This window comes from Acinetobacter lwoffii, from assembly GCF_019048525.1.
GTDB lineage: Bacteria > Pseudomonadota > Gammaproteobacteria > Pseudomonadales > Moraxellaceae > Acinetobacter > Acinetobacter lwoffii_K.
Genome location: NZ_CP077369.1, coordinates 1,369,017 through 1,388,300, shown reverse-complemented (window position 1 = coordinate 1,388,300; position 19,284 = coordinate 1,369,017). Strand labels below are relative to the sequence as shown.

The window sequence follows — 19,284 nt, the reverse complement described above, 5'->3', positions numbered from 1 at the left end:
TAATTATTCAATTAAATCACTTAAAGTTAACTTAATATCAATTCCTAACTTTGTTGTTCGTGCATTAACTTCATTATGTCGTTTAACAATCTTTTTAGTACTTTTTGACAGTAGAGAAGAACGCATTATCCATTGATAAATTGAATTTCTTTGCTCATATTTCTGTATCCAACGCTTATCTCTACTTGCTTGTAATTGTTCAATACTAGGTTGAATCTTATCCCCATATAAATTACGAGATGTATCAAAAATAAATGTATAGTTTGGTGGTAGCTTTTTTAATGTAATAAGGCCTGCATCATGCCACTCATCAACCAAGTTTTGTAAAATAATCTGATCCCAAATAGTTGGATTTTGCAACATACGCTTCTCCCATTCATCCATCAGAGAATGTGCATTTTTAGTGTCATTTATAAAAATAGTACTACTAATTAAACGCTTATTATCTATGTAATGTACTGCAATATCTTCTTCAATTGCATTGAAGTATGGCCGGATATCCTCAAGAATTATAGCATCAGCATCAACAAATAAAAGTGGGCCATGAGTTTCACGACGCATTTGCGAAATAAACACAGGCTTAAATGCAATAATGGTTTGCCAGTCATCTTTTGAAAATTGCTTTAATAGAATATGAATATTAAATTTTTTTGCTGATTCAGCTAAAATTTGAGCATGCTTCGTATATAGTTTATCATCTGTATGAAAACCAAAAACTGTCAACATTAAGAATCCTTTTAATTTTCTACCAATTTAAGTTTAAAATCATAGATAAAAGTGTGATAAAAAACTATAATTTTAAATTTTTTTCGTAATTATATAACAATATAATACACATAAGTTATTGTAATTTATTTAAAAACCAAAGAAGTCATTGAAATAAATTCGATTATTTTATTTAAGTTTTAATTATAATAGAATAAATAAAAAAACATAGTAAATCTTATGTAGTCTTTGTTTTTATATAGTCTTTGTTTTAATATACATTATCATATCACAAAATAATTGATAAAAATGAGTCTCAAAACAATCAAAATTTTTATAGGCTGTGACCCAAACAACTGTGATTTAGAACAAATGATGGTTTTAGACTACAGCATTAAAAAACATACCCAGCAGCCTGTAGAAATTATTTGGATGCAACTTTCGCGTGATCCTTCTAGCTATTGGTATTCTGATCCGAAATCGAATCAAGGATGGAGAACAGAAAACTGGGCGACACCTTTTTCCGGATTTCGGTGGGCTATTCCAGAGTATTGTCAATTTCAAGGTAAAGCCATTTACATGGATACAGATGTCATTGTACTCGATGATCTTGCACTACTCTGGGAACATCCTATTGAAGCCAATGCTATTGTGGCAGCCAAGGGGGGGGGAAGCTCAGCCCGTTTATGCACTTGTGTCTGGGATTGTGAAAAGGCCAAACATTTTCTTCCTAGAATTGAGGAATTAAAAAGTAACCCTGCCAGTCATCAAAGTCTGATGAGACAAATTCAAAAAGAACCGTCATTGGTTCAAGCTTATAATGATCATTTTAATTGCATCGATGGTGAAAATCTAAGTATCAACGAGATTAAAATTTTGCATTATTCCGATATGGGCACCCAGTTTAGTCACAAATATTCAATTCCTCGTCTTCAACACAATAATTCAACACATTGGTTTGATGGCGAAATTATTCCTCACCCCCGAGCGGACCTGACAACACTTTTTGACCAATACTATCACGAAGCCCTTTCTGCCGGATACCAACTTGAGGACTATACAATTACACCCTACGGAAAATTTCACAAAGCATCTCAAAAAAAATACTCGGGCAATAACATTACTCGGTCAGAAACATCCCAGCCTTGGTTTAAGAGGCTCCTGAGCAAGTTTAAAACCAAGCGTGATTCATTTAATTTAGATCATTAACCCTCTAAGCAACTGAATCATCTTATCAATTAGATTATTCTCAAATAAACTTGATATAACTCATAGAAATAAGCTATGAAAGAGACAAGAATATGTGTGGTTTAATTTTCAACCATTTCGTTCGAAATTTGACAAAATATACCTATAAACTTTTAAAACCGAGTACTTACAAACACAACAGACGCTATTGGCCTTTTTACCGTGTGGTTCGTAATGCATCGGGTCAAATTGATCAAGTTTTTTTTAGGAATACCTTAATTGCAGACCATACGCTTAACTTAAAGAATAAACATTCAAAATGTATGCTGATCGCAACAGGACCATCGATTAAAAAGATTCCTGATAAATTTTTTAAATATGAGAAACTGGACTATATTGGCGTCAATGGAGCAATCGCTTTGAATGAGGTCACTTTTCAACACTATGTCATTATTGATCATGATTTTGTACAAAATCGTTTTGATCTCGTTGAGCGGGTTTTAGACACAGCATGCAATTTTTTCACCACCGCACGTTGCTTAGACTATATTCTAAGAAAAGTAAAAATCGAACAGATTCGTTGCCAATTTAAAATTATTGAAATCACGAGTAACTGTAAAAATGAACTTTTTATGGGAAACACTATTCATGTTGATGAAAAAGTTAAGAGTAATTACTTCTACAATGGTTTTGGCTTTTCTACACACATGTATGACACAGTATTTGACTACTATACCGTGGCTTATACCGCATTACAGATTATGTCAGGATTAAATTACCAACATATCTATATTGCAGGTGTGGATATGAATAACTTCGACCTACCACGATTTTATGAAACTTTAGATGCAAAACAACCTACCTTATTAAACCAGCACACCCAATCAATCATAGCGGCATTTGAAACAGCAGCCTATTTCTTTGAAAGTCAAAAAGTGTCTGTTTATAATCTTTCACCCCATAGTCTTATCAAATCATTTAATAAATTAACGCTCGAACAAGACACCATCCTCTAAGTGGTTCAGATCATCCAACCTGATAGAGCGTTAAGATAAGGTTTTACTCTGATCATCATGGAAATCTAGCAGTGAATCTTGAAAATACATTCCTTTTTCATAAAATTCGCCTATATGTTTACGCTCTTTACCGGCAAATTTAATCAATTTAGGGTATTCACCTGAATGATGATTGATTGCCATTTCAATTAATGTTTTTTCTTTGACCCATTTATTTTTTACCTGATAGTAAAAGGCATTTTGATCACAATCAATTAAAGTAATACTAGGCAATGCTTTCAGCATAATCACCTGACACACCACATAGGAAATCAGGTACTCTAAATTACTAATCTTTTGAAATATTCTCTCATAATTTGGCACAGTACGTTTAATTTCATTGATATATGTTTTAGGGCCAACCTGCATGGCGTTCACCAACTCATCAAACCAATCTTTAAAAAACCTATTGTTAGGAGCCGTTGCTAAAAGCCAATTCTCGATGACTGGAGAATCAATATTGGTAGTGTTTTTTTTACGATAATAGGCAAAACTTTCGGTCTGATTTTGAGAAACCAACTCTTGAATCCAATCTAAATTTTCATAAACGATAATACTTGCATCTAACCAGATTCCTCCATAAACATAAAGTAATTTAAATCTGATTAAATCAGCTTTATGCTGAGGTAGATGAATATTTAAAGAATCAAAATCTATCTGTATAAATTGATCAACAGTTGTTGGTGTTAAAAAATGAACCTCATAATTTGCATTTATTAGCTTTATATTTTCTATGCATTTTTCCACAAATAATGGTACATCCCCCTCCCAATACAGCCAAATCAGCTTAGGTATTTTAACTTCTTCTGGCTTTGGATTAAGCGTAATCATATTTGCGTAATTATGAATTTTTAAATTCGTGCCTCTAATCTTGTAAAAATACATGATATAAAACTTAAGCATATAATAAGTTTTTTTAAATATTTTCATCTAAATTATTTCCAACATGCTCATTGATTTATTCCTTTAATGATAAATATTCAATTATTAAGATATTCGATGAATTTTAAGAATTTAGCAGATATTTTAGTGCATGATAACGATCACGCCACATACGCTTCTGCTTTTTAAAGCCATAGGAGCTGCTTCTATTTTCAAGTGCTTTACGAGAAATCCCCTGAGTAGCAACCGTTCCCAAAATATCACTATCGACCCCTGCTGGCTTCACTAGTGGTGGCCAAATCCCTAAACCTTTGCCATTTTGACTTAACCAAGACTGGAAGAAGATATCAACCGGCATATTTATAGTTTTGCCTACCTCAACAAAAGACTGTGCTCCCTGCCGCGACCAGATTAACCCTAAGCCACGAATTGGGAAATAAAAAGCATGCCATAGACTTATATCCCCTATTTGCGTAATATCTTTTGCTAGTTTTTTCTTTTTTGCAGCAATATTAATAAGATACCAGTTTAAATCTTGATGTTGGTGCAAATATTCAATGATGCTGTCAATTTTAATCTTAAAGTCACTATTAATTTTAAGGTCATCTTCCAGAACCACTAAATAATCTGCATCAGTGGCTAAAAATTTTTCAGCGCATCCATAATGACTTAAATAACAACCTAACTCGGAATTCATTAAACTACGACCTAATACCTTATTAGTTTGATCGTCATTATAATTTATGAATTCAGAGAGTGCTTTACCCCGACCATCATAAGCAGCAAAACGTTCAAACCTCCAGCTCACACTATTAAGCTGCTGAGTTGCTGCAGCTAGACGCTCATCACTTCCGTCTAAATTAATTAAATAAGTTACAACTTTCATGATTAACTCTTAATGCTGAATAGATAGAGGTAAATAGTTTTTAAATTTAGCAATTAAAGCAAAAGATACCTTTTCTGCTTCTTTTGGATCAAATTGATCCAAACTTTGAATACAACCAAATTTAATAGTGGTATTATTTAAGTTTTCTAAAAATAAAGATAGCAATGCTTCATTTTTTAAATAAGCAATATTAATATCATCGTATAGAACTGCTTCATTAGCCTGAATTTTTAAATGATTATTAAGTCCTACGGGTAAAAACTGAAAAGCACTTCTAAAACGATGCCTAATCTGTTGAGCTAATGTTGTAGGGTATTTTTGAAAATAATTTTGTAGTACATCACGATCCAATATATGGGGACGATGATGAATTTCATAATATTTATTAAATCCACATAATTCAGCACTAAGCATTTGAGCAATTGTATATTTAGGCTGTAAAGGTTTACCAAAATATTTATTAAGACCTTTACGTAGATTAAATTTTGCTTTAATTAAGGAGTTATTTTCCCAATGTCCATAGACTTTTATCTGGTCACCAACTAAAAAATCATCTAATTCAGATGAGGCATTAAAGAAGAAATCATCATTCAAATAAATAAAATACTTTGATAACCCTGGAATATTCCAAAGCATAGTTTCAATACTTAAAGAATTAAATGTAGGCAAGTATTGCTCATGACCAGCAAATATTGTTCTATGATCAATTATTTTTATCTGCTCAGGAGCACATAATCCCTGTTCGAAAAAATCATGAATATGTGCAGGCTGCTGTTCATCCGTAATAATATAAATTGTTCCAAAATAGGGAACATATTTAAGAATTGAAGCAATTGAAAAATAGATTTCATCATTACTAGCAAATCGAGTTTCTTCTGCTGAACCTTTTACGATATTAGTAGATTGAAACTGTTGCCTTTTAAGTCGATGCTTTACATCATTGCCATCGACCCACGCAATAACAAAATCTATTTTTTCCATAATACTTCTAATCAACAATTAGCTTGAATAAACTCTATAACTTACTGCCAAGCGTCCTTAATCCACTGCGATGGCAACACATAACGATACCATTTACCACCACCACCATTCACTGCATCTGGCGGATTAATCTCGCCATGAAAAACAATGATTTTGGCACCTTCAGGCTTCACAGGCGGCTTAAAATAAGCCATCGGAATTTTTTGCAGGCAGTGATATTTATAGCTCTTGCACCAGCTTTCTGGCCAATACGTCTGTTTACCTTCACGGTCTACATACCAAGACAAATAGGCTTGCTCATTACGGAATTTTTGACGAATTTCATCAAAATGTTCACGGAAGTAAGGTAACAGACCTGGGAAAGCACCCAGTTTAAACCGATAAACCGAACTGTTACCGGTAATACGCCAAGGACGTTTCCAGTCATGAATAATCAGGAAGTCACCCGGATAGGTAAAGAACTCATCGATATTATCGACAATCACCACGTCAAGATCGAGGAAGAGTGCATTGCCTTCCAAACCATACAGATCAGGCTCAAAAGTGGACAGCTTGTTCCAGCCACGCTCAGGCGCACCTTCAGGCAATGCCAGAGGTGGAATAGGGAAACATTGTACTGCAGGATCAATGCCTTCAGTACGATCCGTCAGACAGACCATTTTAAAGTCGACTGTCGTATGTCGTTTAACCATATTGTATAAACGATTGACGTATTCCGAACCGTATTTGGTTCCCCATTTCATACAAATAACGATGTTACTCATTGCGTATGCCTAAGCTCATCTTAAAATCTTCTTGATGGTGAATATGATGACATAAGTTCGGCAGAATAAGTACATCAGTTAAAAAAAACCTCTCAAATGAGAGGTTTTTTCAATCAGTAAATTCTTAATTACTTCACATACGTTAACCAGTGTGCATATTTCGGGTCTTTGCCCTGAACTGCATCAAAATATGCTTTCTGGATTTGAGTGGTGATTGGACCACGTACACCCTCACCAATCTGACGATCATCGTATTCACGGATTGGTGTTACTTCTGCAGCAGTGCCGGTAAAGAATGCTTCATCTGCGATGTAGAACTCATCACGGGTAATACGGCGTTCAATTACGTCATAACCCAAGTCTTTAGCAATCGTAATAATCGTTTGACGGGTAATACCATCCAGCGCACCACCTGCGATATCAGGCGTATGAATCACGCCATCACGCACCAGGAATACGTTTTCGCCTGAACCTTGGCATACATAGCCTTGTGGGTCGAGCAGCATTGCTTCATCATAACCTGAATGCGCCACTTCCTGATGCGCAAGAATCGACAAGGTGTAGTTACCTGATGCTTTAGCCTTACACATGGTCACGTTCGGATGATGGTGGGTAAATGAAGACGTTTTTACGCGAATTCCCTTCGCCATCGCCTCTTCACCGAGGTAAGCACCCCAGCTCCATGCCGCAACTACGGCATGAATGGTATTGTCAGTTGCAGCGATACCGAGTTTTTCAGAACCAATAAAAATAATTGGACGTAAATAGCAAGACGCTAATTTGTTTTCACGAACAACATCAATTTGAGCCTGTTCTAATGCTGCTTGATCAAATGGAACTTTCATTTGATAAATTTTTGCAGAATTCAACAAGCGCTTCGTATGTTCTTTAAGACGGAAAATAGCCGTTCCATTCGGGGTTTCATAAGCTCGGACGCCTTCAAACACACCCATGCTGTAATGCAAAGTATGTGTTAATACGTGAGTTTTTGCCTCACGCCAGTCAACTAGTTGTCCATCTTGCCAAATGAAACCATCACGATCAGCCAAATTCATGCCACAAACTCCAATTTCTCACAATTATTCACTATCCAGTGCAAAGTCTGCACTTGGATCAATCAGTCTTTGCCATAACTTGCAAACGGTCATTCGGGTATCGTGCCAGTCGCTTGCAGACACTTGCATGGATTGATTTGCAAGGGCTAAGCGATGGCTCTCGGCGCGTTCACGGAGATAAGCTTGAATCAGAGCAGTCGCATCGTCGCTGGATAAGCAACCTGATTTTGCGGCATCCTCAAGAATTCGTACATTGTCGGAGAAATGGGCGAGATCTTTATTCGTCCCACTCCAAGCCAACACCGCATACTGTGCCATAAATTCGATGTCTACGATACCACCTGCATCTTGTTTTAAATGAAAAATACCATCTTTTTTTTGATCGGCGGAAGAACCGAGATGCTCCTTCATTTTCTGACGCATTTTCAGTACTTCTGCCCGTACATAATTTTCATCACGGGGCTGAATCAAAATATCCCGGCGCAAGACTTCAAACTTTTTCCGTAAGCTCATTTCACCCGCAATCGGGCGGGCTCGTACCAAGGCCTGATGCTCCCATAGCCAGGCACTCTTGAACTGATACTGTTCAAAGGCTTTTAAACTGGTGACCAAAAGCCCAGCTTCGCCCGATGGACGCAATCGGGTATCGACTTCATATACACGTCCATCCAAGGTTTGCGTGGTCATGAGGGACATAAACTTTTGTGCAACCCGCATGGCAAATTCAAAGCCACTGATCGGCTTAAGTCCATCGGTATCGGCCTGTTCACCCATATAGTGAATAAACACCAGATCCAGATCCGAGCCATAACCCAATTCAATTCCACCGACTTTACCATAACCAATGACTGCAAAAGCCGTATGCTCGACTGAACAGCGCTGCCCTTCTGCATCCAGTGGAAAACCATGCTTTTTTGCCACAATCTGATAGGCCAGATGCAGCGCTGCATTCACCGATACTTCAGCAATATCGGTCAAGGCATCGGAAACTTTCATTAAAGGACTTTCAGCCAGCACATCACTGGCGGCAACGGCCAGAACATTAGATTTTTTAAACAGGCGCAAGACCCGCATCTGGTCTTCGACCTGATCAATTTCAATCCGTAAAAGTTGCTGACGTAAAGAGTCTTCCAGATCCTGACGTTTTGGCAATTCAAAATCCATCGACAGGAATTCATCCAGTAGCACCGGATAATGGGTCAGTTCTTCACAAATCCAGGGGCTGACCGTGGCCATCTTCACCAGTCGCTGCAACGCCCCTTTACTCTCGATTAACATCACCAGATATACCGTACGGCGCATCACTGATTCGACTAAGGGCATCAAGCGCACCAATGCCACCTGAGGATCATCTGACTGTAAAACGGCTTCAATTAAATGCGGCCAGAAGGTTTTTAAACGTTGTACCGCCTTTGCCGGTAATTTTTTTAAGGCATGCCCATTCCAAAACTCATAGACAAGATTCTTTGCATTATCATCCAACACTTCTTTGAGTTTCTTTTCCAACTGGGAAAAACTTTCAACCAAGGTGTCAGGGCCATTTTCCTTGATTAGATGATCAAACTGATACATCACTTTGTCACGCTTTTCATTGAGATATGCCATAAAGCTGTCCCAATCCGCAAAACCAAGTGTGTCCGTTATACGCGCCCTTAACTCTGGCTCTGTCGGTAGTGATTGCGTTTGCTGATCATTCAGTGCCTGAATCGCGTGCTCAACCCGGCGCAGGAATAAATAGGCATTTTCCAGATCCTGCACCGCCTGTTCATCCAGCAACTCGGCATCATCCAGATGATTTAGATTCACCAGACACTGCCGATCCTGCAATTCAAGTTTGGCCCCGCCATAAATCAGCTGAAACACCTGCACGATAAATTCGACTTCGCGAATGCCACCGGCTCCGAGCTTGATATCATCTTCAATATTACGGCGCTGTACTTCGCGCTCGATCATGGCTTTCATTTCGCGCATGGCTTCAAAAGCGCTGTAATCGACGTACTTGCGAAATACAAATGGACGGGTCATCTCCAGCAGCTCGTCGCCTTCTGGACTTGGATTGACAATACGCGCTTTAATCCAGGCATAACGCTCCCATTCACGCCCATGCTGGCTCAGATATTTTTCCAAGGCTGCATGACTAATGGCTAGTGCTGAACCATCGCCCCAGGGACGCAGGCGCATGTCGACGCGGAATACAAAGCCATCCGCCGTGATCTGATCCAGCAAATGAATGAGTTTTTGTCCCCACAGGATGCAAAACTGCTGCACATCAATACATTTACGCCCATCAGTTTCACCCTGCTCATCGAAGGCAAAAATCAGGTCGATATCACTGGAAAGATTGAGTTCTTGGGCGCCGAGTTTCCCCATGGCAATGACAATCAGATCTTGGACTTTTCCGTTATAGCCGATTGGCTGGCCATACTTGGCAACGACCGGAATACGGGCAAAATCTTTCGCCGCACAGATGCACGCATCGGCAAAATCGGAGAGTTCTTGGGTGAGGGTAATGACATCGGTGAGTTGATTGGCATCCTGCCAGATCCAACGAAACATCAATCGAGCCCGCAAAATACGCATTGCGCGCATCCACGTTGCTTCATCGCTTATATTTAGGATGCAGTGCTGCACCAGCTGATCAATATATTCCCGACTGAGTGAGCCTTGAAACTGATCAATTGCATAATCCTGTTCCAGTAAACTCTGGTGATTGGCCAATACCTGTTCGGTATATTGGCTAGCTCTTAAGGTTTTCTGCAATTGTGCCGCATTCATCACTCAACTCTTCCCCTGAAACATTCTGCTTAGTTTTGACATACTCCCACCACTTTCACGATGTTCAAGTGGGGGATTCTAAAAGTAAAAGCTCTTAGGTGACTTCCTCACGGATTTCACTTGCTTTCTGCTTCGCAAGGCGACCTTTACCGCATCCACCCTCCACAGACAAAACGGTATGTCCTACCGCCAAAATATTGCGAGAAGCATTAATATCTGCATTCTCGCCAAAGCTACACTCGACACAACTAAAGTTTGCTTGAGTAAGCCTATTTTCTTTTGCAACGTGACCACATGAACTACAAGTCTGACTTGTATATTTAGGGTCAACTTTAACGAGTAAACCACCTCGCCATTGCTGTTTGTACACCAACATATTAACAAGCATTGACCAACCTTGATCCAGGATTGATTTATTTAAGCCGGACTTGGCTTTAACATTCTTTCCTTTTTTCTCGATTGAGCCTTTCGCTGACTTCGACATATTGGCTACTTTTAAGTCCTCAACTACGATCATTGCGTGGTTTTTGCTGAGCGTTGTGGTGACTTTGTGCAAGTAGTCATGCCGAATATTGGCAATATGATGGTGTAATGTATTGATCTTGAGATTCAGCTTTTTCCAATTTTGACTGAACTTGTTTTTCTTTCTCAGCTTGCGCTGAAGCCTAGCCAACTTTACTTGATTGGCCTTGAAACTATTGATCGGGTCGAATACTTGACCACTAGACGTTGTAATTAACTTTTTAACACCTAAATCAATGCCAACGGCTGATTTTGATGGGTGGACTGGTGCTTCTACTGTGTTTTCAGCACCAAATGACACATACCATTTCCCGACATGCTTTGAGATTGTGACGTTCTTAATCTCACCCACAATATTTTGTGATTTTCTGAATTTCACAACGCCAATGTCATTAGGTAACTTAACTTGGTTGCCTTTAACCCAACAATATCTGCCAAATTGAACAATACGAATGGAATCATAACCATCAGATTTCTTTTTGAATCGTGGCATAAGTGGTCTAAGTTGAACTTCACCACCATCGGATAATTTAAAAAATCGTGGCTTCTTAGCTCTAAATGGTTTTTGCTTTAACTTAGCTTGTTCCTTTTTGTTAAAAAACTTCCCCCCAAGCATCACCAAGATCACGAACTTTTTGTTGGAGCGAAACGCCATTTGAGCTGTTTTCTAGAAAAGCACATTCAGGTTTTTTGCGTAATTCAGGAATTTTATTGACTAAATTAACTTTGTTGATTCGCTCATTATTAGCAAGCATCTCGAACGAAACAGCTAAAATTTGATTCCAAACAAAACGTGCAGAGCCAAGCAACTTGTTTAAAACAAGCTCCTGTTCCGCATTAGGCTCAAGCCTAAATTTGTACGCTTTGTTGATCTTCATTTCGCCTTAAATCTATTTAGATACAGAAACTTAATGCAAATTATTCTATCATATTGCACTAAAAAAAAGTCGTGAAATTCACCTCCACCCTAATGTTGGGTGGAGTCCTCTTTCACACTAAAGATAGCAGGAGTTTTGTCTCAGTGGGAATGTTTTAGTTTGAAATTTACCTTTTAAGATTGCTCGGCATGTACATCTTCAAGCACTAGCGCCTGATGATCATTGGTAACCATCGGCAAATGCACAGTAAAGGTCGTACCACGGCCCTCTTTGGAATCTACAGCAATTTGACCATGGTTCAGGTCAATAAAGCGCTTGCAGAGTACCAGACCCAAACCTACCCCTTTCTCTTCAGCTGTGCCTCTGACACTCACACCCAAAGTCGGTTTAAACAGATTCTGCATCTGTTCTTCGGTCATGCCCAGGCCAGTATCCTGAATCGTAATCTTGACCTGCTCGCCTTCCATCTCTACAGCTAAAATCACTTTACCGCCTTGATTCACCGGGGTAAATTTAAGCGCATTCGACACCAGGTTTTGCAAGACAGAGGTAATCATGTTGATATCCGCATGTACCTTGATGTCTTCAGGAATATTATCGACCAGTTCGATCTTTTTATTTAAGGCCAAACTTTTCAGAACACCACATACAATCTTGCTGGACTGTTTCAATTCATAATTGATCGGATGATAAACAAAGCGCCCACCCTCTGCCATCGCCCAAGTCAGCAGGCTTTCCAGCAGGTTATAGGTCGATTGTGCATTATCATATAAATAATCCGCAATACTCTGAATACTGGATTCATCCAGTGTGTCACGTTCCTGTGCCAGTACTTCGGAAAAGCCGAGCAAGCCGTGAAACGGTGCACGCAGATCATGCGCAATAATCTGGAAAAATTTAGTTTTACTGAAATTTTGTGCGCATTGCTGCTCGTATAATTCTTTCAACTCAGTATGTTCTTGATTGAGCTGAATTCGAATCACTAAACTTTCAGCAAATTGTTTGATGGTGGCAATATCGTCCTGATCGAACAGTTCAGTCTGATCATCAAAGAAAATGACCTGTCCAAAAGACACACCGCTACTTGATTTTAAATTAAAGGCGACTAATCTCTGATGCGCTACACCGAGATCTTTCACATAATTTGACAATTCTGTATAAGCAGGATGCGTCTGGTCAATGACATCTGACTGTTGCAGATACGCAGGCAGATTCACTTCCTGTGGGGCGTGCAAGGCCCGAAAACCGCGCGGACAGCTGTACCAGATATAGGGTTCCGTGTGGAAGCCGATAATACTGGTTTTAACGTTTAAAACTTTACGGGCGATCTTACAAAAGGTGTCTAATAGGTTGTTGGAGGTATAGACACCTAAAATGAGAGATATACGGCACGAGCTTAATTGCTCCGTATTCTGACCGACCTCTAGCAGTTTTAGTTCCATGTCTGCCTCTCTGAATGTTTATGGAATATAGAAAACACTGCCGACCAAATTCATACAATCAATAACAAAGATTCTATATTTACTCAACGATGAAAACTCACCTATAGGTTAAAGGATTTGTTAACCTGTTTCTATCCAGATACATTCTTAACCGCAAAGCACTGATATTTAATTGATTAAGAATAACTTGAAAATTTACTATTCGAAAAAAACCTACATAAGTATTTGAAATTAATATATCTCACCTAAAATAAGCATGTTTATTTGTATTTACTGTAACACACTATTGACTAAAAAATACCCACTATAGCTTTTTACTCTATTTGGAGTAAAAGCTAATGATTTTTCAATTATATAACTTGACCTTATGATTAAAAAGAAATTTTATATCAGGTCTCATCTATCTAATAACACTCAGAATTATTTTTTAATTTTTAAAACTATCTTAACAATTCCAGTCTACGAAATATTTAAATATCAGGATATTGACTAAAAACAGGCCAAAAAAGCCACTGAGAATTGTAAAGATTTTACATTCATTAACAAATTAATTGCAGAAATTTTGTATTTTTTATCATCAATGCAGTTTTAGAAGCTGGAATAGTAATATTAAGATAGACCACTTATAGACTATGCATGTCCAAGTCAAACCAATCAGTTCAAAACAGCTATAAAAAAGCGGCCTAAAAAAGACCGCCTTTTTACATGGCTGCTTAATTGTCAGAAATCAACGCCACTTGCTGTACATAGTTAAACAGCTTTAATTTAGAAGCATTCACTTCTTCTTCAGGTGCTTGATTCTTTAAATCACGGTGTACCCGAAGATAATGTTGACGTAAGGTATGACGCTCTGTCGCATTATAGGTTTTGGTAAATTCATTGATGGCTGGATCACCATCTTTGACAATTCGATCCACCCAACGCTGTAATTGAGCTGTCTTTTTAAGACCTTGTTTAGGTGTTAAATAAGACAAAATTACCGTTTCATTTTCATTGCGTAATAATTTACCAATCCGTGAAAATTGACGGCGACGTGCTTCATGCGAACTAATTGCCTGCACATCAAGTAAGGCGTCAATCAAACGCTCATCTACGGGTAGGTTTTTAATTTGTTTAGCGCTCAGCTCTGCAAGCTGCGCACCTAAAGCAGCCATACGCTGGACTGCTTTTTTCTGTTCGGTCTTACTTGCGCGTCCCTCTAAAGAATCAAAATCTTCTTCAGTTAAACTGTTCGGTCGACGTGCCACGATTAATCTGCCTCATAAAATTTTGCTGCAAATAGTGCCTGAATTTCAGATAAGGCTTTGTCCTCGTCTGCTCCTTCAATCACTAAGCGTAAAGTTATTCCTTTGCCTGCACCAAGCATGAGCAATGACATGATATTTTTGGCATCTACCAATTTGTCAGCCTTGCCAATCCGAATACTGGAACGAAATTTGGTGGTAACTTCTATCAGTTTACCAGATGCGCGTGCATGTAAACCCAATTTATTAATTACGTCAACTGTCGTATCAATCATGACCAGTGCTTCATTTCTCGATGGAGGACTTGAATAGACCATTTTGCCTCAAGGGCTTTTTTTAGTCTATCCACAATATAAACAGAACGATGCTGACCACCGGTACAACCTATCGACACGGTCATATAATGACGATGCCCTTCGGCAAAGGTCGGCAACCACTTGTCCAGAAAATGATACAGATCATTGAACATGTCCTCGACCTGATCGCTCTTTTGTAAAAACGCCTGCACCGGCTGATCTAGCCCTGAAAATTTGCGCAGTTCCAGTTCCCAATGCGGATTTGGCAAATGCCGGACATCAAAGACATAATCGGCATCCAGTGGAATGCCATGCTTATAACCAAAGGATTGCAGAATCAGGATCAGGTTATCGGCCTGTCCCAGCTTGGACAATAAGGTATGTTTCAGGTCATGTACGCTTTTATCGGTAGTATCGATATGAACTGTAGAACGCAACTGAATCGGCATCAACAGGATTTTTTCTTCCTGAATGCATTGATTCAGACTTTTAAAGCGTGACGCCAGAGGATGCGGCCGACGCGAAGCACTAAAGCGGGCAATCAGCTCCTGATCCTGCGTGGTCAGATAGATAATATCGACCGAACCATGCTGTTGCAGCTGCTCAAATACATGATCAAATTCTTGTAAATCTGCCCGGGTACTGCGCACATCGACGCCCAGCGCCAACTGTTCCAGATTATTTTCACTGTCCAGTTTGGCCACGATTTCGGGAAGCAATGCCAAAGGCAGATTATCAATACAGTAATAACCCAGATCTTCAAGCACCTGTAATGCAGATGATTTCCCCGAACCAGATTGTCCCGTGACGATTAAAATGCGCTTCATGCATGCTACCCTTTCATCTTAGCCGGCAGTGTATTTAACCTGCAGGTTATCGATCAGACGTGTATTCCCCAACTTTGCAGCTATAAATAACACAAGATCTTGATTAAACGTATGAATTTTTTGTAATTCTGGAGTTCTGGCTTCAATATAATCCACTACAAATCCAGCATCGGTTAAAGTCTGGCGAAGCTCCGCCAATACCGTATCCAGTTCCACGCCTGCCTGTAATTGCTGTTCAGCCTTTTGCAAGCTTTGATAAATGACCGGTGCGATTGCACGATGCTCTTCGCTTAAATAACCATTGCGCGAACTTAAAGCCAGGCCATCTTCTGCACGGGCAATCGGCACACCAATTACTTCCAGTGGAATATTCAGATCTTGTACAAACTGACGAATGACCGCCAATTGCTGATAATCTTTCTGGCCAAAGAAGGCGTAATTCGGCTGTACGATGTTAAACAATTTAGTCACCACCACCGCCACACCATCAAAATGACCGGGACGCTGTAAACCGCATAAATCATTGGTAATGTCAGAAACACTGATATTGGTCAGACGCGGTTTTTTACCATACATTTGCTCAACCGTCGGCGCAAAAACGATGTCACAACCGACCTCTGCCAAAAGCTGCTGGTCCTGCTCAAGCGTGCGCGGATAGCTATCAAAATCTTCATTGGGTCCAAACTGGATCGGATTGACAAAGATACTGACCACCACTACATCACACAACTTACGCGCTTCACGCACCAGGTTTAAATGCCCCTGATGCAGATTGCCCATGGTCGGTACAAAACCGATAATCTTGCGACTGGTACGCGCCGGATTTAAGGATGCCGCTAAGCCCTGAATAGTGGTTTCTGTTTTCATCTTACAATTCAACCTGAAAAGTTTGTTCTGGTGCCGGGAAAGATCCATCTAAAACTGCAGCATGGTAGGCTTTAAAAGCATCTAGAATGGCGGTCGCACCCGATTGTTCTTGCATAAAATTACGTACAAATTTTGCAGTGTGGCCAAAGGTCAGGCCCAACATATCCTGAACCACCAATACTTGTCCGTCAGTGGCTGCACCCGCGCCAATGCCAATCACCGGAATCTGCGGAAACAGTTCGGTGATTTCCTGGCCAAGCTGTGCCGGTACGCATTCGAGTAACAATAGTGCAGCACCCGCCTCTACTACTGCTTTACAGTCCGCAATGAGCTGATCGGCCGCTTCACGAGTACGAGCTTGCAGCTTATAACCGCCAAACACATGTACCGACTGCGGAGTAAGACCCAAATGCACACACACCGGAATGCCGTTACGTGTCAGCACTTGCACGGTTTCTGCCAACCATGCGCCGCCTTCCATCTTGACCATTTGCGCGCCGGCCTGCATCACGGTTTTCGAGCTTTGCAAGGCATCATTCAAGGTGGCATAGCTCATAAATGGCAAGTCAGTCATGATAAAGGCATGCTGGTTACCACGGCGTACCGCAGCCGTATGATAAGCCATATCTGCAACCGTAACCGGCAAAGTCGAATCACGACCCTGAATTGACATTCCCAGAGAATCGCCAATTAAAATGCTGTCCACTTCGGCAATTTCCATGGCTTTGGCCATACTGGCATCATAGCAAGTCAGACATGAAAATTTGCGTCCATCTGCTTTAAAGCGTCTTAAATCACTCAGACTGACCATGAAAATGTTCCTCTATGCTTGAAAGTTCTGTCGAAACTACCATCACTTAAAAATTAAATATTTGCCCAGTTGCTGTCATCGAGTACCGCAAGGGTCGACTGTTTGACGATGTCCAGGTCTTTTAATCTGTGTCCATGAACCTGTATTTCAGGATCAATATCCAGAAGTGGAATCAGGACAAAATCACGCTCTAACACCCCGACATGCGGCACGGTAAGACGATCATTTTGAATGTGCTCATTGCCGTAGATTAGTAAGTCCAGATCCAGTGTACGTTCGCCCCAATGACGTAAACGTACCCGACCTGCGTCCTGCTCAAAGGCTTGCAAACGATCCAGCAAGCTTAAAGCGGCCAGATCGGTATTTAACTGCACCACTGCATTCAGATAGTTCGGCTGATCCTGTGGTCCCATCGGTGGACTTTGATACAGATTCGAAGTTTTCACCTGCCCCAAGGTCGCCAGTTTCTGTACAGCTTCTGCCAGAATCTGGCGTGAATCACCCAGGTTACTGCCCAGGCCAATATACGTCACGATCATTGTGTTGGCCCAAATACCACCTGACTCAGATCACGTTTCACCCGCTTACGTTTCATAATCGGATGATCTAGGCCAATTTCACCACTGGCACTGGCTGCTACATGCGACAGAGGTTTCACCTTGTCTTCAAACTTGGCTTTGCGCACTCGACGATTGCGTGGTTCAGGTTCATTTACCAACGGTTCAATCTCGGTGAGATCTTGCTGCTGGGTCAATTTCTGTTCCAGATGTTCTTCTTGACTCGCCTTGCGACGGCTCTTGGCACGCTGACGGTTATACTGGCTAATGGCCCGTTCTTTCTCGTCACCGCTCATTTGCTGGTAAGCATCCCACCAGCTGCCCATGCCTTGTGCAGTTGCATCGCCTGATTTTTCACGCAGCAGCAAAAAGTCAAAGCCGGCACGGAAACGCGCATGGCTGGACAAGGCCTCGATTTGCTGTGGTTTTGGATTCAACAAACGAGTCTGCATTTCCCAGACTTCACGAATAAAGGTTTCCGCAAAACGTGGAATAATGGTACGAGTCGCCTGACGTTTTAACACGTCCAGACCAGCTTGGGCACGAGCTTCGGCGGCTACCACGCCTTTATTTAGATAGAATTCACAACGCTCGAGGAATGGCTGCCACAACAATACCGCATAGAAAAAGGCCGGGTTGATGGTCTTGCCGATAGAAATACGCTGATCGGTATTTTTCGCAGCGCGTTCCATAAATGGCGTAATTTCAGGCTTGATATCTGCAAATAACTGCTGCCAGATCCCAAAATCGATCAGCATTGGCAAGACACGATTCAGGTGTCCCATGGTAAACAGTTTCTGTGATTCATCATAAAGTCGATGTGGAGAAACATCACGCAGCAACTGGGTCATTTCCGGCGTAAAGACATCCAGAATCGCTTCATCAATATTAAAGTTCAGCTTGGCGGCAAAACGTAGGGTTCGCAGCATCCGCACTGGATCTTCTTCAAATCTTAAAGTCGGATCGCCGAGTAAGCGTAAGGTTTTGCTGTGAATATCATCCACTGCATTGCAGAAATCCAGCACAATACCTTTACGCGGCTGGTAGTACATTGCATTGATGGAGAAATCACGACGGGCAAAATCCTGCTCGATGCTGCCCCAGTTGTTATCACGCAGAATCATTCCCGCGGCCGAGGTCACTGCTTTTTTTGGTGGTGCACGAAAGGTTGCCACTTCAACCAGTTCCCGCCCTGAATAGACATGCGCCAGTTCGAAACGTCGTCCGATAATTCGACAACGTCGTCCGAAAACTTCCTTGACCTGAGCCGGGGTTGCATTGGTAACTGCATCGAAATCTTTAGGATTCAAACCTAACATCAGATCTCGAACACCACCACCCACGATATAAGCTTCATAGCCTGCCTTGTTTAAGGCATCAATCACATCGAGAATATAAGAAGGTAATTGAGCGGTTGATAAACCACATTTTGACGCGCGCAAAGTTTGCAAAAGACGCTGTCTCCTACGTCTGAACGTAAAATTCTAAGATGACGCTAATCATATCGCTTACACGCCTAAAGGGCAATTTGATTATGTCAATCCTGCGA

At 40.6% G+C, this 19,284-nt stretch carries 17 protein-coding genes and 1 pseudogene; 2 read left to right on the top strand and 16 right to left on the bottom strand.

The features are described 5' to 3' along the window. Nucleotides 1-3 precede the first annotated feature (3 nt). Nucleotides 4-726 (bottom strand): putative nucleotide-diphospho-sugar transferase, encoded by a 723-nt coding sequence (locus I6L24_RS06465; RefSeq protein ID WP_004278321.1) that lies wholly within the window; start codon nt 724-726, stop codon nt 4-6. A gap of 288 nt (nt 727-1,014) precedes the next feature. Between I6L24_RS06465 and I6L24_RS06460 the strand changes: the two genes are divergently transcribed. Together I6L24_RS06460 and I6L24_RS06455 are read left to right on the top strand one after the other, a co-directional pair. Beyond that, on the top strand, nt 1,015-1,914 hold the full coding sequence (locus I6L24_RS06460) for a glycosyltransferase (protein WP_004278322.1): 900 nt from the start codon (nt 1,015-1,017) through the stop codon (nt 1,912-1,914). A 92-nt stretch (nt 1,915-2,006) separates the two neighbouring features. Further along, nucleotides 2,007-2,909 (top strand): hypothetical protein, encoded by a 903-nt coding sequence (locus I6L24_RS06455; protein WP_004782138.1) that lies wholly within the window; start codon nt 2,007-2,009, stop codon nt 2,907-2,909. 30 nt (nt 2,910-2,939) lie between these two features. On the opposite strand, the gene I6L24_RS06450 is transcribed toward I6L24_RS06455, so the two are convergent. From I6L24_RS06450 to pcnB, 15 genes and pseudogenes are all read right to left on the bottom strand, one after another. Further along, the gene (locus tag I6L24_RS06450) at nt 2,940-3,878 is read right to left on the bottom strand and encodes a glycosyltransferase family 32 protein (RefSeq protein ID WP_004278324.1); all 939 of its coding nucleotides are present in this window, start codon (nt 3,876-3,878) and stop codon (nt 2,940-2,942) included. Between the two features lie 76 nt (nt 3,879-3,954). Then, nucleotides 3,955-4,716 carry a glycosyltransferase family 25 protein gene (locus I6L24_RS06445; RefSeq protein WP_004278326.1) on the bottom strand — a complete coding sequence of 254 codons (762 nt, stop codon included), beginning with the start codon at nt 4,714-4,716 and terminating at the stop codon, nt 3,955-3,957. Between the two features lie 9 nt (nt 4,717-4,725). Continuing rightward, a complete protein-coding gene (locus I6L24_RS06440) occupies nt 4,726-5,697 on the bottom strand; it encodes a Stealth CR1 domain-containing protein (protein ID WP_004278327.1) in 972 nt (323 codons plus the stop codon). Between the two features lie 41 nt (nt 5,698-5,738). Next, nucleotides 5,739-6,461 carry a glycosyl transferase gene (locus I6L24_RS06435; RefSeq protein WP_004278328.1) on the bottom strand — a complete coding sequence of 241 codons (723 nt, stop codon included), beginning with the start codon at nt 6,459-6,461 and terminating at the stop codon, nt 5,739-5,741. 128 nt (nt 6,462-6,589) lie between these two features. Further along, complete coding sequence (locus I6L24_RS06430) at nt 6,590-7,516, bottom strand: branched-chain amino acid transaminase (RefSeq protein WP_004278329.1); 927 nt, start codon at nt 7,514-7,516, stop codon at nt 6,590-6,592. A gap of 24 nt (nt 7,517-7,540) precedes the next feature. Beyond that, the gene (glnE, locus tag I6L24_RS06425) at nt 7,541-10,291 is read right to left on the bottom strand and encodes a bifunctional [glutamate--ammonia ligase]-adenylyl-L-tyrosine phosphorylase/[glutamate--ammonia-ligase] adenylyltransferase (protein ID WP_005103272.1); all 2,751 of its coding nucleotides are present in this window, start codon (nt 10,289-10,291) and stop codon (nt 7,541-7,543) included. Between the two features lie 94 nt (nt 10,292-10,385). Continuing rightward, nucleotides 10,386-11,691 (bottom strand): annotated as a pseudogene (locus I6L24_RS06420) (RNA-guided endonuclease InsQ/TnpB family protein). A gap of 173 nt (nt 11,692-11,864) precedes the next feature. Further along, nucleotides 11,865-13,133 carry a sensor histidine kinase gene (locus tag I6L24_RS06415; RefSeq protein ID WP_004733022.1) on the bottom strand — a complete coding sequence of 423 codons (1,269 nt, stop codon included), beginning with the start codon at nt 13,131-13,133 and terminating at the stop codon, nt 11,865-11,867. A gap of 713 nt (nt 13,134-13,846) precedes the next feature. Next, complete coding sequence (gene yjgA, locus I6L24_RS06410; protein WP_004278333.1) at nt 13,847-14,380, bottom strand: ribosome biogenesis factor YjgA; 534 nt, start codon at nt 14,378-14,380, stop codon at nt 13,847-13,849. 2 nt (nt 14,381-14,382) lie between these two features. Continuing rightward, nucleotides 14,383-14,652 carry an HPr family phosphocarrier protein gene (locus tag I6L24_RS06405; protein ID WP_216986531.1) on the bottom strand — a complete coding sequence of 90 codons (270 nt, stop codon included), beginning with the start codon at nt 14,650-14,652 and terminating at the stop codon, nt 14,383-14,385. Then, entirely contained in the window at nt 14,649-15,500 is an 852-nt protein-coding gene (gene rapZ / locus I6L24_RS06400; protein WP_004278335.1) for an RNase adapter RapZ, read from the bottom strand. Before rapZ ends, I6L24_RS06405 begins: the two co-directional genes overlap by 4 nt. A gap of 18 nt (nt 15,501-15,518) precedes the next feature. Beyond that, nucleotides 15,519-16,367, bottom strand: coding sequence for a pantoate--beta-alanine ligase (gene panC, locus I6L24_RS06395; protein WP_004647479.1), 849 nt, complete (start codon nt 16,365-16,367; stop codon nt 15,519-15,521). 1 nt (nt 16,368) lies between these two features. Then, nucleotides 16,369-17,178, bottom strand: coding sequence for a 3-methyl-2-oxobutanoate hydroxymethyltransferase (gene panB / locus I6L24_RS06390; RefSeq protein ID WP_004278337.1), 810 nt, complete (start codon nt 17,176-17,178; stop codon nt 16,369-16,371). Nucleotides 17,179-17,231: 53 nt separating this feature from the next. After that, nucleotides 17,232-17,717, bottom strand: a complete 486-nt coding sequence (gene folK, locus I6L24_RS06385; protein ID WP_005103266.1) for a 2-amino-4-hydroxy-6-hydroxymethyldihydropteridine diphosphokinase — start codon at nt 17,715-17,717, stop codon at nt 17,232-17,234. Continuing rightward, entirely contained in the window at nt 17,714-19,186 is a 1,473-nt protein-coding gene (gene pcnB / locus I6L24_RS06380; protein ID WP_004647477.1) for a polynucleotide adenylyltransferase PcnB, read from the bottom strand. The genes folK and pcnB overlap by 4 nt, the downstream gene beginning before the upstream one ends. Between the last annotated feature and the right edge of the window lie 98 nt (nt 19,187-19,284).